Raw genomic sequence first — 14,807 nt, forward strand, 5'->3', positions numbered from 1 at the left:
ATTTTTGATTTCGATAGCAATTGCCATCTCTCTCGTTTATGGGACCCCTGCCAGTTGGCCGGGCAGCCGCGCTTTACCAATGCCGAAAGGCGGTAGGGTGAGGAAAGTCCGGGCTCCACGGAAACACGGTGCCGGATAACGTCCGGCGAGGGCGACCTCAGGGAAAGTGCCACAGAAAGCAAACCGCCTGTCATGACAGGTAAGGGTGAAAGGGTGGGGTAAGAGCCCACCGCATCTCCGGCAACGGAAATGGCACGGTAAACCCCACCGGGAGCAAGACCGAATAGGGATGACGCGGCGGGCCGAAAGGCCTTCCGGCCGGTTTCCAGGCCAGTCATCCGGGTGGGTTGCGCGAGGCAGCGTGCGAGCGCTGTCCCAGAGGAATGGCTGCCACGTTCCGGTTCACGCCGGAGCCATACAGAACCCGGCTTACAGGCCAACTGGCGATTAACTTTTGTGGCGCGGAAAACCCACGATTTCAGACATCACTTCCATATAAGCCTCTGAAATCGAATGATTTCAAGCGGATGCTCATGCAACCCCGCGAGTGGAAATTCTTTTTGCGAAAGTGTGGTTGCGCGCCTCCTGCGGGAGGGTGATCCTAACCCTTTGTTAAACTTAACGGCTTATAAATTTTTGATCATGCGTCTATTGCAAAACGGGCGCATCCCATTGACGCCCATATGGTCCCATGCTATCCCAAATGCGCACTGCACCAGGGCAATCATTTGCCCATTCATCGCAAAGCAAAGGCGTCTTCCTCTCCGGAAGCGTCGGACGGGTTTTTGCTCATCCGGCTTGCGAAGCTGTGTCTGATATTGGGAGTTTCGGGCGTCTTTTTGTCCGGATCCCTGCGGGAACGGATGTTTCGTGTAATGAGCCGCTTCCTATCGAACGCGACCAACAGGATCGATGCCAAGGGCCGGGTTTCCGTGCCGTCGGCGTTCCGTTCCGTGCTGGCGCAGCGCAATGTCCAGGAGCTCTATTGCTTTCAGGATTTTGTGTTTCCGGCGATCAGCGTCGGCGGTCCGGATCTTCTCGAGAGATTCGAACGGCAGATTGCTGCGGAGGATCCGTTTTCGCCGGATGCGAACGAGATGTCGCTTCTCATTCATGGAGGCGGGGTCTTCATGAAGCTCGACGCCGAGGGGCGGCTGATGGTCACGGATTTCATTCGCGGCTTTACCGGCATCTCGGACGAAGTGACTTTCGTCGGTCGGGCGGATCATTTTCAGCTGTGGCAGCCGCAGGCTTTTGTGGCTGCGCAGGCGCAGGCACGAGGGGAACGCAAGCTGGCGGGCAAGCGTTCCTGAAAGAACGAGGAAACGGAATGGTGGCGAATCCTGGCGGAGGTTCAACTGATGCCGGTGGCGGATCGGTTCGTCACATTCCCGTTCTTCTCGAAGAGGTCCTTGCGGCGCTGGCGCCGGCTTCCGGCAAACTCATCCTCGACGGTACATTCGGTGCGGGCGGTTACAGCTCGGCCATCCTGGCGGCCGGCGCCGAGGTGATCGCGCTCGACCGCGACCCCACGGCGATTGCGGCTGGCCAAGCAATGGTCGCCGCCCATGGCGGCCGTCTCAAGCTTATTCATTCGCAGTTCTCGCATCTTGCCGATCATGCGCCGCGAGGCGGGCTCGACGGCGTCGTGCTCGATATCGGCGTCTCCTCCATGCAGATCGACGAGGCGGAACGCGGCTTCTCCTTCCAGAAAAACGGACCGCTCGACATGCGCATGTCGGCGACAGGCGTTTCGGCCGCCGATGTCGTCAACCGCGCCAAGGTCGCCGATCTCATCCGCATCTTCCATTTTCTCGGCGAGGAAAGCCAGGCGCCGCGCATCGCCCATGCGATCGAGAAGCGCCGCGCCGAAAAGCCGTTCGAAACGACACGCGATCTCGCCGGTCTCATCGAGCTCGTCACGCCGCGCAAGATGAAGGACAAGATCCATCCGGCAACGCGCGTCTTCCAGGCGCTGCGCATCTTCGTCAACGACGAGCTTGGCGAGCTGGCGCAAGCGCTGTTTGCGGCGGAGACGGCGCTGAAACCCGGCGGGCGGCTCGTCGTCGTCACCTTTCATTCGCTCGAAGACCGCATCGTCAAGAAATTCTTCTCCGACCGCGCCGGCAAGGCGTCGGGTTCGCGGCATCTGCCGGTCGCGCATGAACGGGCGGCAACCTTTGCGGCCATCGGCAAGCCGATGGTTTCGGCAAGCGAGGCGGAGGCGGAGATCAATCCGCGCGCCCGCTCCGCCAAGCTGCGCGCCGGCCTGAGGACGGACGCTGCGGCCGAGGCCGCGGATATGTCGCTCTTCGGGTTTCCCAATCTTGCCAGCCTCGGAAAGCTTGGTGGTTGATATGCTGAAAACCTTCGATCTCGTGCTCATCGGCGTCATGACGGCCACCGCCGCCGTGACCTACACGATCAAACATCGCGCCGAATTGAAGCTCGAGGAGGTTCATCGCCTCGAAGCCGAGATCAAGCTCGAGAAGGATACGATCGACCTCCTCAAGGCCGACTGGGCGCTGCAATCGCAGCCGAACCGGCTGGAGCGGCTGGTCAAGGCCTATAATGACGAATTGCAGCTGCAGCCGACGGCGTCGACGGCGCTGGTGCATGCCAAGGAATTGCCGATGCTGAAATCCGAGGTTCCCGTGCCCGACGTGACGGAGGCCAAAGCCAACGGCGCGGCCGGAGCGGGCGCCAAGGGCGCGACCGTGGCCAGCGCCAAAGGCGCGACTGGTACCTCCAAGATACAGCCCATTCCCCAGCCTGCGCCGCGTGGCGCGGCGGAGCCGCACGGCGCAGTGGCGCCTGATGGCGGGGCGGAGGACGACGCAGGCGCAGACGAGATCGAAACGGGGTCGGTGGAATAATGTCGTTTCTTTCCCGCATCATGGTTTTGAAGAGCCAAGCGCATTTCTCCGCCGGCGTCTATAACCGGTTCGGCGGTCCTTCGCCCGCCGGCCTGGCGATCGAGGGATCGCGCAAGAAAAAATCAGGACAGGCGAAAAGCCGCGTCGGCCTGCTGATTCTTGGCTTCATGGGTGTCTACGTCATTATCGGCGGACGTCTCGTCGAATATGCGATGAAGGATCAGGAGGTCGTCTCCAGCATCCTGCCGCCCGACCGGCTGATGGCCTCGCGCCCCGACATTCTCGACCGCAACGGCGAGGTGCTGGCGACCGACATCCGTACCGTCTCGCTGTTTGCCGAGCCCAACAAGATCGTCGATGCCGATGAGGCGGTCGAGAAACTTGCAACGGTGCTGCCCGAACTCGACGTCAGGGACACCTATAAGAAGCTCTCGGTCAAGACCTCGCATTTTGCCTGGCTGCGCCGGCAGCTGACGCCGAAGCAGCAGAGCCAAATCCTGGCGCTCGGCATTCCCGGCATCGGCTTCCGTCCGGAGAAGCGCCGTTTCTATCCGGGCGGCTCGACCGCCGCGCATATCCTCGGCTACGTCAACATCGACAACCGCGGCGTCGCCGGCATGGAGAAATATATCGACGACCAGGGACTTGCCGATCTCGCCTCGGTCGGCATGACCAGTGACCAGCCGCTCGAGCCGGTGCGGCTTTCGATCGACCTGCGCGTGCAGAACATCGTCCGCGACGCGGTCGTCAACGCCGTCAACAACTTCCAGTCCAAGGGGGCGGGAGCCGCCGTCATCGACGTGCACACGGGAGAAGTGCTGGCGATGGCGTCGGCGCCGGATTTCGATCCGAACGATCCGCAGGAAGGCGCCAAGGAAGGTTGGCTCAACCGGATGACCAACGGCACCTTCGAAATGGGCTCGACCTTCAAGACCTTTTCGCTGGCCATGGCGCTCGACACCGGCAAGGTCAAAATGACCGACAGTTTCGACGCCAGCAAATCGATCTATATCGGCGGCTTCACCATCCACGATTTTCACGGGCAGCGCCGCTGGCTGACCGTCCCCGAGATTTTCCAGTATTCTTCGAATATCGGTACGGCGCGCGTCATCGACATCGTCGGCATCGACGCGCAGAAGGACTACCTGACCAAGTTCGGCCTGTTGACGAAGATGCAGACCGAGCTGCCCGAAGTGAAGATGCCGAGCCAGCCGCGTGTCTGGAAGAAGATCAATTCGATCACGATTTCCTTTGGCCACGGCGTCTCGACGACAGCGCTGCAGACAGGGGTCGCCGCCGCCGCCCTCGTCAACGGCGGCAAGCTGATCGAGCCGACATTCCTGCCGCGCACGCGCGAACAGGCCGATCAGATCGCCACGCAGGTGATCAAGAAGTCGACCAGCGACAACATCCGCTATCTCCTCGACTTCAACGGATACAAGGGATCCGGACGTGTCGCCCGCGTGCCGGGCTTTGCCGTCGGCAGCAAGACCGGTACCGCCGACAAGGTGGTGAATGGGCGTTATTCGGCGACGCTGAATTTCAATTCCTTCATTGCCGCATTCCCGATCAATGATCCCAGATACGCCGTGATCACCTTCTGCGACGAGCCGAAGACCGGTGAGAAGCAATATGGCGGAACGATCTCTGCCGGTACGGCCGGCCCGATCGCTCGTGAGATCATCAGCCGCGCAGCCCCCATTCTCGGCATCGAGCCGAAATTCGGGGAGGGCGGTTCGGCCTTGCTGGTGTCTTATTGAGTGTGAATGAATATCGACGCCGATTCGCGAGGGGTGAACCGGCTTCAAGAGAGAAAAGTGCATTCGATGAAATTGCGAGACCTGGCCGGAGATCAGTTTCCGGAACTTGAAGCACAGCTCGAAGGCCCGGCAGGCTTGATTGATATCTCAGGCCTGTCTTCGGATAGCCGCAAGGTGACGCCGGGCAATGCCTTCGTCGCAGTCGCCGGCACCAAGGCGGACGGCGTGGGTTTCATCGCGGATGCCGCCGGCCGCGGCGCTGTTGTCGCGATCGCCTCTCAAGCTATCGATGCTTCCATCCCGGTGCTTGCGGTCAAGGAACCGCGCCGCTTCCTTTCCATCGCCGCCTCGCGTTTCCACGGCAGGCAGCCCGATACCATGGTCGCCGTCACCGGCACGGCGGGCAAGACTTCCGTTGCCTCCTTCGTCAGGCAGATCTGGGCGCATGCGGGCCATGCGGCCGCGATGATCGGTACGACGGGGGTCGTCTCGCCGACGCGCAACGAATATGGCTCGCTGACGACGCCCGATCCGGTGTCGTTGCACGAGCTGCTGGCGGAACTCGCCGAAGAAGGCGTGACGCATGCCGCGATGGAAGCTTCCAGCCACGGCCTCGACCAGTGCCGTCTCGACGGCGTCAAGCTTGCCGCCGCCGCCTTCACCAATCTCGGCCGCGACCACATGGATTATCATCCGACCGTCGAAGCCTATATGGCCGCCAAGATGCGGCTTTTCGATACGCTGCTGCCGAAGGGGTCGCCGGCGGTGATCTTCGCCGACGATCCGTGGTCGGCGCAGGCGATCAAGTCGGCGACCGATGCCGGTCACGACGTTCGTACCGTCGGGCGAAAGGGCAATTATCTTTCCTTGAAGCGCGTCGAGCACTTCCGCCACAAGCAGACGGCCGAGATCCATATCGGCAGCGAGATCTTCGAGGTGGACATTCCGCTGGCCGGCGATTTCCAGGTCGCCAACGCGCTTGTTGCGGCAGGGCTTGCCATGTCGACTGGCGTGGCCGCGAAGGTTGCGATGGCGGCGCTGGAGAAGCTCGTCGGCGCCTCCGGCCGTCTCGAACTCGTCGGCCATACGAAAGATGGCGCTCTCGCCTATGTCGACTATGCCCACAAGCCGGATGCTCTGGAAAACGTGCTGGGCTCGGTGCGACCCTTCACCACCGGCCGCGTCGTCGTCGTCTTCGGCTGCGGCGGCGACCGTGACCGCGGCAAGCGGCCGATCATGGGCGAAATCGCCTGCCGGCTTGCCGACGTCGTCATCGTCACCGACGATAATCCGCGTTCGGAGGAACCGGCTTCGATCCGGGCGGAGATCATGGCGGCAGCAGGCTGCGCCTCGGAAATCGCCGATCGCGCCACGGCGATCCGCGAGGCTGTGGGCATGCTGAGATCCGGCGATACGCTGATCGTCGCCGGCAAAGGGCATGAGGAAGGGCAGACGATCGGCGGCGTCACCTTGCCGTTTTCCGATCATGCGGAGGTGCGCAAGGCCTTGGAGGAACTGAAATCTTGAGCTGGCTCTGGACGACCGAAGACATGATCGCAGCGATGGCGGGGCGCCCCTTCGGCACTCTGCCCGAAGGCATCACCGGCATTTCCATCGACAGCCGCTCGATTACTCCAGGAGAGGCTTTCTTCGCGATCAAGGGTGATCGTGTCGACGGTCACGATTACGCGTCGATGGCGATGGCGAACGGTGCCTCCCTTCTTGTCGTCAGCGAGGCGAGGCTTCCGGCCATGGGTCGGCTGACGGTGCCGATGATCGTCGTGGAAGATGTGCTTGCGGCACTCGGCCGTCTCGGCCTTGCCTCGCGCGAGCGCTCGAAGGCCCGGATCATCGCGGTGACGGGATCTGTGGGCAAGACGACCACCAAGGAAATGCTGCGGCATGTGCTGTCGCCTTCCGGCAAGGTGCATGCTTCCGTCGCCTCCTTCAACAATCATTGGGGCGTGCCGCTGACGCTGGCGCGCATGCCTGCGGATACGGATTACGGCGTCTTCGAAGTCGGAATGAACCATCCCGGCGAGATCCGGCCGCTGGTGGCGATGATCCGTCCCGATGTCGCCATCATCACGACGATCGCGCCGGCGCATCTCGGCAATTTCAAGAACATCAAGGAAATCGCCGCCGCCAAGGCCGAGATCTTTGAGGGACTTGAACCCGGCGGCCATGTTGTGCTCAACCGCGACAACGACCAGTTCAATTTCCTCGACCGCACGGCGCAGTCGCTCGGCATCGAGCATATCCATTCCTTTGGCCAGCATGCCAAGGCCGAATTCCGGCTCGCAGAGTTCAATGGCTCCGACGAGAATTCGACGCTGTGGCTGACGATCGGCGGCGAGACGCTGGAGGTCGCGATCGGCGCGCCCGGCCGCCATATCGCCGAGAATGCGCTGGCAGCCCTCGGGGTCGTCAGGATCGTCGGCGCCGACATGGAGAAGGCGATCGAAGCGCTTGCGACGCTGAAGCCGGAAAAGGGCAGGGGCAAGCGCCACCGGCTTTCGATCGGCGGCGGCAGCTTCACGCTGATCGACGAGAGCTACAATGCCAATCCGGCCTCGATGCGTGCGGCGATCGCACTCTTGGCTGCCTCCGAGCCGACCGGCCGCGGACGCCGTATCGCCGTGCTCGGCGACATGCTGGAGATGGGCGACTATGCGCAGAAGGTCCATACCGACCTCGCCGTGCCGCTGCTTGCTGCCGGCATCGAATATGTCTGGCTCGCTGGAGCCGAGATGGCTGCGCTCAAGGAATCGCTGCCGGAGAGCGTCCATGTCGAATATCGCGAGAACACGAGCGAATTGACGGATTATGTATTGAACTCGGTCGCGCCAGGCGACGTGTTGATGGTGAAATCGTCTCTGGGCATCGGTTTCGGCAAGATCGTCGCCGCGCTCCTTGACAAGTTCCCGTCATTTGCCGACACGCAACGCGAACTTTGATCGGGTAAACAAGGGGCCCTGAATGCTGATCTGGCTTGTCGAACTGTCGGAATATTTCAAGTTTCTGAACCTGTTCAGATATATTACCTTCCGCACAGGGGCCGCTCTCTTCACCTCAGCGCTGATCGTCTTCCTGTTCGGACCGACGATCATCAACTCGCTGCGCATCCGGCAGGGCAAGGGCCAGCCGATCCGCGCCGACGGGCCGCAGACGCATTTCAAGAAGGCCGGCACGCCGACCATGGGCGGGCTGATGATCCTCGCCGGCATCGTCGGCGCGTCGCTGCTCTGGGCCGATCTTTCCAACGTCTACGTCGTCGCCACCTTGCTGGTGACGCTGGGCTTCGGTGCGATCGGCTTCTACGACGATTATCTGAAGGTGACGAAGCAGAGCCATATGGGCTTTTCCGGCAAGGCGCGCCTCGGCATCGAATTCGTCATTGCCGGCATCGCCGTCTATTTCATGATGCGCACCGCTCTTGCCTCGGGAATTGCCGGTTCGACCTTCGGCTCCTCGATCGCGTTTCCCTTCTTCAAGGACTTCATGATCAATATCGGCATCATGTTCGTCGTCTTCGGCGGCTTCGTCATCGTCGGCGCCGGCAATGCCGTCAACCTGACGGACGGCCTCGACGGGCTTGCCATCGTGCCTGTCATGATCGCCGCCGCCTCCTTCGGCGTCATCGCCTATCTCGCCGGCAACGTGGTGTTTGCCAACTACCTGCAGATCAATTTCGTGCCCGGCACCGGCGAGCTTGCCGTCGTGCTTGGCGCCGTCATCGGCGCCGGCCTCGGCTTTCTCTGGTTCAATGCGCCGCCGGCCGCCATCTTCATGGGTGACACCGGGTCGCTGGCGCTCGGCGGCACGATCGGCACCGTCGCCGTCGCCACCAAACACGAGATCGTCATGGCGATCATCGGCGGCCTTTTCGTCATCGAAACGCTTTCGGTCATCATCCAGGTCGGCTTCTTCAAGATGACCGGCCGGCGCGTCTTCCTGATGGCGCCGATCCATCATCACTTCGAGAAGAAAGGCTGGACCGAAAGCCAGGTGGTGATCCGCTTCTGGATCGTCGCCGTCGGCCTTGCCATGCTCGGCCTCTCGACGCTGAAGCTGCGGTGAGGCGGCGATGATCCCGGTCACGACGCTCAAGGACAGGAAGGTCGCGCTCTTCGGGCTCGGCGGCTCCGGCTTTGCCACCGCCCGGGCTCTGATATCAGGCGGCGCCGATGTGACCGCCTGGGACGACAATCCCGACAGCGTCGCCAAGGCCGCGGCCGAAGGCATCCGGACGGAAGACCTGCACACCATCGATTGGAGCCAGCAGGCGCTGTTCGTGCTGTCGCCCGGCGTGCCGCTCACCCATCCGAAGCCGCATTGGACCGTCGATCTTGCGCGCGCGGCGGGCGTCGATATCGTCGGCGACGTCGAGCTCTTCGTGCGCGAGCGCCGCGCCCATGCGCCGGATTGCCCCTTCATCGCCATAACAGGCACCAACGGCAAGTCGACCACCACGGCGCTGATCGCCCATATCCTGAAATCATCAGGCTACGACACGCAGCTCGGCGGTAATATCGGCACGGCCGTGCTGACGCTCGATCCGCCGAAGACCGGGCGTTACTACGTCGTCGAATGCTCCTCCTACCAGATCGATCTGGCGCCGACGCTGAACCCTTCGGCCGGAATCCTGCTCAACCTGACGCCCGATCATCTCGACCGTCACGGCACGATGCAGCATTATGCCGATATCAAGGAACGGCTGGTCGCCGGCAGCGATGTCGCGATCGTCGGTGCCGACGACAGCCATTCTGTCTTGATCGCCGACCGCGTCGAGCGGGCGGGTGTCAAGGTGGTCCGCATTTCGCGCCGGAACGTGGTGGCTGACGGCATTTATGCCGAGGGCACGAGGCTCATCCAGGCCGCCGGCGGCGCCATGCTGCCTTTCGCCGATCTCGACGGCATCCAGACGCTGCGCGGCAGCCATAATGCGCAGAATGCCGCCGCCGCCGTCGCCGCCTGCCTTGCCGTGGGAGTTTCCGCCGCCGACATCCGCGCCGGGCTCACCTCGTTTCCGGGACTGAAACACCGCATGCAGCCGGTCGGCCAGCGTGGCCGCGTCGTTTTCGTCAACGATTCCAAAGCCACCAATGCCGATGCCGCCGCACCCGCGCTCTCGAGCTACGATCGCATCTACTGGATAGCCGGCGGTCTGCCGAAGGCAGGTGGCATTACGACGCTTGCTCCCTATTTTCCACGCATCGCCAAGGCCTATCTGATCGGTGAGGCGGCGGCGGAATTCGCTGCGACGCTCGGCGAGGCCGTGCCTTACGAGATCTCGGGTACGCTGGAGCGCGCCGTCGCGCACGCTGCAGCCGATGCCGAGCGCGACGAAAGCGGTGCTTCGGCCGTGATGTTATCCCCGGCTTGCGCAAGCTTCGATCAGTATAAGAATTTCGAAGTCAGGGGCGATGCCTTCGTCGGCCACGTGGCAGCGCTTGACGGGATTGCGATGCTGATCGGTCCGGCAACAGGAGAGAAATGACATGGTAAGCCGTGCGGAGCGTGGGCCTCTGGCCGATTGGTTCTGGACCATCGACCGTTTCTTCCTGGCGATGTTCATCTTCCTGATGGGCATCGGTTTCATGCTGTCGTTCGCGGCTTCTCCAGCGGTTGCCGAGCGCATCGGGCTCGAACCCTTCCATTTCGTCAAGCGCCACGCAGCCTTCATGATCCCCTCGATCGCCGTCATGCTCGGGCTGTCGTTCCTGACGCCACGCCAAGTGCGGCGAACCGCGATCCTGATCCTGATCATCTCGATCGCCATGATGGTGCTGGTGCTGTTCGTCGGCCAGGAGGTCAAGGGCGGCAGGCGCTGGATCTGGATCGCTGGCCTTTCCATCCAGCCGTCGGAATTCATGAAGCCGGCCTTCGTCGTCGTCTGCGCCTGGCTGTTTGCCGAACATGCGCGCCAACCGGAAATCCCCGGCAATCTCTTCGCCATCATCCTGTTCGGCATCGTCGCCGCCCTTCTCATCGCGCAACCCGACCTCGGCCAGACCATCCTGACGACGGCCGTCTGGGGCGGGATGTTCTTCATGGCCGGCATGCCGTGGATCTGGATCATGCTGCTCGGCATCGGGGGCGCCGGCGGCCTGCTCAGCGCCTATTACGTCTTCCCGCACGTCGCCGGCCGAATAGACAAGTTCATGACCGGCGAGGGGGACACGTTCCAGATCGATACCGCCCGCGAAGCGATCATCCGCGGCAGCTGGTTCGGCCAGGGACCGGGCGAAGGTATCGTCAAGCGCATCATCCCGGATGCCCATACCGACTTCATCTTCTCGGTCGCGGCCGAGGAGTTCGGCATCGTCTTCTGCATGGCGCTCGTTGCGCTGTTTACGGTGCTGGTCTTGCGCGGCCTCTCGCATGCCTATCGGGAGCGGAACGATTTCAACCGTTTCGCCGTCGCCGGCCTGGTGCTGCAGATGGGCATCCAGTCGATCATCAATATCGGCGTCAATCTCGAACTGCTGCCGGCCAAGGGCATGACGCTGCCGCTGATTTCCTACGGCGGCTCGTCCATGGTGGCGATCTGCGTCACTGCCGGCTTCATTCTGGCGCTGACGCGCCATCGACCGGAAAAGCGTGCGCAGGACCGGAGCCTCTTCCGCGTCCCGCACGGCATGCCGGCGGAGTAGAGGACTATGAGCAAAGGCATCGTGCTGCTTGCCGCCGGGGGAACCGGCGGCCATGTATTCCCGGCTGAGGCGCTGGCCTTCAAGCTGAAGGAGCGCGGCTATTCGGTGCATCTCGTCACGGATAGCCGGGCCGAGCGTTACGCCGGCAAGTTCCCGGCCGAGGAAATCCATGTCGTGCCGTCGGCGACGATCGGCTCGAAGAACCCGGTTGCCGTCGCCCGTTCGCTGTGGACGCTGTGGAGCGGCATGCGCGCGGCGAAGAAGCTGATCCAGCGGCTGCGGCCTGTGATCGTCGTCGGTTTCGGCGGTTATCCCACCGTGCCGCCGCTGCTTGCCGCCACCCGGCTCGGCGTGCCCTCGATGATCCACGAGCAGAACGCCGTGATGGGCCGCGCCAACAAGGCCTTAGCAACCCGCGTGCAGGCCATCGCCGGCGGCTTTCTGCCCGAAGGCGGCGCCGCTTTCCCGGACAAGACGGTGACGACGGGCAATCCGGTCCGCCCGGCGATCATCGCCGCGGCCGAGGTACCTTACACGCCATCGCATCCCGGTGAGGCCTTCAACCTCGTCGTCTTCGGCGGCAGCCAGGGCGCGCAATATTTCTCCAAGGCGCTGCCGACGGCGATCAGCCTGCTCGACGATGCGCTTCGCGTGCGGCTGCGTATCACCCAGCAGGTGCGTCCCGAAGATATGGAAATGGTCAGCGGCTGCGTCGCCAAGCTGGAGATGGGGGCCGATATCGCTCCCTTCTTCACCGACATGGCGGAACGGCTGGCGAAAGCGCATCTCGTCATCTGCCGTTCGGGCGCCTCGACGGTTTCGGAAATCTCGGTCATCGGCCGGCCGGCGGTGCTCGTGCCTTACCCGCATGCTCTCGATCACGATCAGGCGGCCAATGCCGCAGCACTCGCTGCGACCGGCGGGGCGAAGGTGATTGCCCAGTCGGAACTATCGCCGGAGAAAATCGCGGCGATCCTGACGGCTGTCATGAACGATCCGGAAAAGCTTTCGCACATGGCAGCGGCGGCGAAACTCGCCGGCAAACCCGATGCCGCGAACTTGCTTGCCGACATGGTTGAGGCTATTGCCGCCGGACGGACAATTGCGGAATTCAAGAGGACACGCGCATGAAACTGCCAAAGGCGATCGGTCTCGTCCATTTCATCGGCATTGGCGGCATCGGCATGAGCGGCATTGCCGAGGTGCTGCACAATCTCGGCCACAAGGTGCAGGGATCGGACCAGGCCGACAGCGCCAATGTCCAGCGCCTGCGCGAGAAGGGCATCGAGGTGTCCGTCGGCCATCGGGCGGAAAACCTGGGTGACGCCGAAGTCGTCGTCGTCTCGACGGCGATCAAGAAGAGCAATCCGGAGCTCATCGCCGCGCGCGAAAAGCTGCTGCCGGTGGTGCGCCGCGCCGAAATGCTGGCAGAGCTCATGCGCTTCCGCAATGCGATCGCCATCGGCGGCACGCATGGCAAGACGACGACCACCTCGCTGGTCGCGACGCTGCTCGAAGCCGGCGGGCTCGACCCGACCGTCATCAATGGCGGCATTATCAACGCCTACGGCACCAATGCCCGCATGGGCGAGGGCGAGTGGATGGTGGTCGAGGCCGATGAATCGGACGGCACCTTCCTGAAGCTTCCGGCCGATGTCGCCGTCATCACCAATATCGACCCGGAACATCTCGACCATTACGGCAATTTCGATGCGGTGCGCGCCGCCTTCCGGCAGTTCGTCGAGAATGTGCCGTTCTACGGTTTCGGCGTCATGTGCCTCGACCATCCGGAGGTGCAGTCGCTGGTCGGCCGCATCGAGGACCGCAAGATCATCACCTATGGCGAGAATCCGCAGGCCGACGTGCGCTTCACGAATGTGCGCATCGACGGCACGCGCTCGATCTTCGACGTCGAAATCCGCCGCCGCCGCACCGGCCAGGTGATCGAGCTCAAGGGGCTGGTCATGCCGATGCCCGGCCGGCATAATATTTCCAACGCCACGGCGGCGATTGCCGTTGCCAACCGGCTCGGCATATCGAGCGCCGATATCGCCAAGGGGCTTGCTTCCTTCGGCGGCGTCAAGCGGCGCTTCACGCTGACCGGCGAATGGAACGGAGTGCAGATCTTCGACGATTACGGCCACCATCCCGTCGAGATCAAGGCGGTGCTGCGCGCTGCCCGCGAAGCCTGCAAGGGGCGCATCATCGCGGTTCACCAGCCGCACCGTTATAGCCGTCTTGCCAGCCTCTTCGAGGAATTCGCCGCCTGCTTCAACGATGCCGACAGCATCTTCCTCGCGCCTGTTTACGCAGCGGGCGAGGATCCGATCGAGGGTATCGATTCCGTGTCGCTGGTTTCGCGCATAAAATCGGGCGGCCATCGCGACGCCCGCTTTCTCACCTCGGCGGAACTTCTGCCTCAGATGGTCTCGGAGGTTGCAAAGCCTGGCGATTTCGTGGTTCTGTTGGGGGCTGGGAGCATCACATCCTGGGCAGCGGCGCTGCCCAAACAACTGGAAGGCCTTTCGGGAAAGTCCGTATGAAACAGGTGAATGGGGAAAAGCTTCTCGCGTCTCTCGGAGACGGTGTAAAGGATATCCGCGGCCGTATCACGCCGGATGCCCCCATGGACCGCGTCACCTGGTTCAGGGCCGGCGGCCTGGCCGAATTGATGTTCCAGCCGCATGACATCGACGATCTCATCGCCTTCCTGAAAATATTGCCGGAAGAGGTGCCGCTGACCGTGGTCGGCGTCGGCTCCAACATCCTGGTTCGCGACGGCGGCATTCCCGGCGTCGTGCTGCGCCTGTCCGCCAAGGGGTTCGGCTTCGTCGAGCTTGCCGGCGAAAACCGCATCCTGGCCGGCGCCATCTGCCCTGATAAACATGTGGCGGCGATGGCGATGGATAACGGTATCGGCGGCTTCCATTTCTTCTACGGCATTCCGGGCAGCATCGGCGGCGCGGCGCGAATGAATGCGGGCGCCAACGGCGTGGAAACGCGCGAGCGGCTGATCGAGGTCCATGCATTGGATCGCAAAGGCAACAAGCATGTGCTCAGCAATGCCGAGATGGGCTATTCCTATCGCCATTCGACCGCATCCAGCGAGTTGATCTTCACCTCCGTGCTGTTCGAGGGCTATCCGGAAGAGCGGGCGCAGATTCGTGCCGAGATGGATGCTGTGCGCAATCACCGCGAGACGGTGCAGCCGGTGCGCGAAAAGACCGGCGGCTCGACCTTCAAGAACCCGCCTGGCCATTCGGCCTGGAAGCTGATCGACGAGGCAGGCTGCCGCGGCCTCGTCATCGGCGGAGCGCAGATGTCGTCGCTTCACTGCAACTTCATGATCAATATGGGGCAGGCGACCGGCTACGATCTCGAATATCTCGGCGAACAGGTGCGCCGCGAAGTCTTCGAGAAAGAGGGCATCAAGCTCGAGTGGGAAATCAAACGCTTCGGCGTCTTCATGCCCGGCCGGGAAGTGCGCCCATTCCAGGGTGTCACGAGCGAATAAC

Annotated in this window: 12 protein-coding genes and 1 other RNA gene; all 13 read left to right on the top strand. The window is 62.7% G+C overall.

Going from position 1 to position 14,807, the window contains the following annotated elements:
- Positions 1-50: 50 nt before the first annotated feature.
- The 13 genes from rnpB (at position 51) to murB (ending at position 14,806) form a co-directional block, all read left to right on the top strand.
- Positions 51-448, top strand: an RNA gene (gene rnpB / locus FHT75_RS02650) — RNase P RNA component class A.
- 427 nt (positions 449-875) lie between these two features.
- Positions 876-1,313, top strand: a complete 438-nt coding sequence (mraZ, locus tag FHT75_RS02655) for a division/cell wall cluster transcriptional repressor MraZ (RefSeq protein ID WP_024320776.1) — start codon at positions 876-878, stop codon at positions 1,311-1,313.
- 17 nt (positions 1,314-1,330) lie between these two features.
- A complete protein-coding gene (gene rsmH, locus FHT75_RS02660; protein WP_063474584.1) occupies positions 1,331-2,356 on the top strand; it encodes a 16S rRNA (cytosine(1402)-N(4))-methyltransferase RsmH in 1,026 nt (341 codons plus the stop codon).
- 1 nt (position 2,357) lies between these two features.
- Positions 2,358-2,876 (top strand): hypothetical protein, encoded by a 519-nt coding sequence (locus FHT75_RS02665; protein ID WP_063474585.1) that lies wholly within the window; start codon positions 2,358-2,360, stop codon positions 2,874-2,876.
- Positions 2,876-4,636: a peptidoglycan D,D-transpeptidase FtsI family protein gene (locus FHT75_RS02670; RefSeq protein ID WP_047610954.1), complete on the top strand. Its 1,761-nt coding sequence runs from the start codon at positions 2,876-2,878 to the stop codon at positions 4,634-4,636. The genes FHT75_RS02665 and FHT75_RS02670 overlap by 1 nt, the downstream gene beginning before the upstream one ends.
- Before the next feature lie 6 nt (positions 4,637-4,642).
- Positions 4,643-6,163, top strand: coding sequence for a UDP-N-acetylmuramoyl-L-alanyl-D-glutamate--2,6-diaminopimelate ligase (locus FHT75_RS02675; protein ID WP_063474586.1), 1,521 nt, complete (start codon positions 4,643-4,645; stop codon positions 6,161-6,163).
- Positions 6,160-7,593, top strand: a complete 1,434-nt coding sequence (locus FHT75_RS02680; protein WP_063474587.1) for a UDP-N-acetylmuramoylalanyl-D-glutamyl-2,6-diaminopimelate--D-alanyl-D-alanine ligase — start codon at positions 6,160-6,162, stop codon at positions 7,591-7,593. Before FHT75_RS02675 ends, FHT75_RS02680 begins: the two co-directional genes overlap by 4 nt.
- Before the next feature lie 22 nt (positions 7,594-7,615).
- Positions 7,616-8,716, top strand: a complete 1,101-nt coding sequence (gene mraY / locus FHT75_RS02685; RefSeq protein WP_003541415.1) for a phospho-N-acetylmuramoyl-pentapeptide-transferase — start codon at positions 7,616-7,618, stop codon at positions 8,714-8,716.
- A 7-nt stretch (positions 8,717-8,723) separates the two neighbouring features.
- The gene (murD, locus tag FHT75_RS02690; protein WP_063474588.1) at positions 8,724-10,136 is read left to right on the top strand and encodes a UDP-N-acetylmuramoyl-L-alanine--D-glutamate ligase; all 1,413 of its coding nucleotides are present in this window, start codon (positions 8,724-8,726) and stop codon (positions 10,134-10,136) included.
- A 1-nt stretch (position 10,137) separates the two neighbouring features.
- Positions 10,138-11,292: a putative lipid II flippase FtsW gene (gene ftsW / locus FHT75_RS02695; RefSeq protein WP_047610942.1), complete on the top strand. Its 1,155-nt coding sequence runs from the start codon at positions 10,138-10,140 to the stop codon at positions 11,290-11,292.
- A 6-nt stretch (positions 11,293-11,298) separates the two neighbouring features.
- Complete coding sequence (murG, locus tag FHT75_RS02700; protein WP_047610941.1) at positions 11,299-12,423, top strand: undecaprenyldiphospho-muramoylpentapeptide beta-N-acetylglucosaminyltransferase; 1,125 nt, start codon at positions 11,299-11,301, stop codon at positions 12,421-12,423.
- Entirely contained in the window at positions 12,420-13,835 is a 1,416-nt protein-coding gene (murC, locus tag FHT75_RS02705; protein ID WP_063474589.1) for a UDP-N-acetylmuramate--L-alanine ligase, read from the top strand. The genes murG and murC overlap by 4 nt, the downstream gene beginning before the upstream one ends.
- Positions 13,832-14,806 carry a UDP-N-acetylmuramate dehydrogenase gene (gene murB, locus FHT75_RS02710; protein ID WP_063474590.1) on the top strand — a complete coding sequence of 325 codons (975 nt, stop codon included), beginning with the start codon at positions 13,832-13,834 and terminating at the stop codon, positions 14,804-14,806. The genes murC and murB overlap by 4 nt, the downstream gene beginning before the upstream one ends.
- Position 14,807 lies beyond the last annotated feature (1 nt).

The organism is Rhizobium sp. BK112 (assembly GCF_014193215.1).
Classification (GTDB): Bacteria; Pseudomonadota; Alphaproteobacteria; order Rhizobiales; family Rhizobiaceae; genus Rhizobium; species Rhizobium anhuiense.

Excerpts from the sequence above, each read along its gene's own strand:
- mraZ (WP_024320776.1), top strand. The coding sequence starts at position 876 with ATGAGCCGCTTCCTATCGAACGCGACCAACAGGATCGATGCCAAGGGC.
- rsmH (WP_063474584.1), top strand. The coding sequence starts at position 1,331 with ATGGTGGCGAATCCTGGCGGAGGTTCAACTGATGCCGGTGGCGGATCG.
- FHT75_RS02665 (WP_063474585.1), top strand. The coding sequence starts at position 2,358 with ATGCTGAAAACCTTCGATCTCGTGCTCATCGGCGTCATGACGGCCACC.
- FHT75_RS02670 (WP_047610954.1), top strand. The coding sequence starts at position 2,876 with ATGTCGTTTCTTTCCCGCATCATGGTTTTGAAGAGCCAAGCGCATTTC.
- FHT75_RS02675 (WP_063474586.1), top strand. The coding sequence starts at position 4,643 with ATGAATATCGACGCCGATTCGCGAGGGGTGAACCGGCTTCAAGAGAGA.
- mraY (WP_003541415.1), top strand. The coding sequence starts at position 7,616 with ATGCTGATCTGGCTTGTCGAACTGTCGGAATATTTCAAGTTTCTGAAC.
- murD (WP_063474588.1), top strand. The coding sequence starts at position 8,724 with ATGATCCCGGTCACGACGCTCAAGGACAGGAAGGTCGCGCTCTTCGGG.
- ftsW (WP_047610942.1), top strand. The coding sequence starts at position 10,138 with ATGGTAAGCCGTGCGGAGCGTGGGCCTCTGGCCGATTGGTTCTGGACC.
- murG (WP_047610941.1), top strand. The coding sequence starts at position 11,299 with ATGAGCAAAGGCATCGTGCTGCTTGCCGCCGGGGGAACCGGCGGCCAT.
- murC (WP_063474589.1), top strand. The coding sequence starts at position 12,420 with ATGAAACTGCCAAAGGCGATCGGTCTCGTCCATTTCATCGGCATTGGC.
- murB (WP_063474590.1), top strand. The coding sequence starts at position 13,832 with ATGAAACAGGTGAATGGGGAAAAGCTTCTCGCGTCTCTCGGAGACGGT.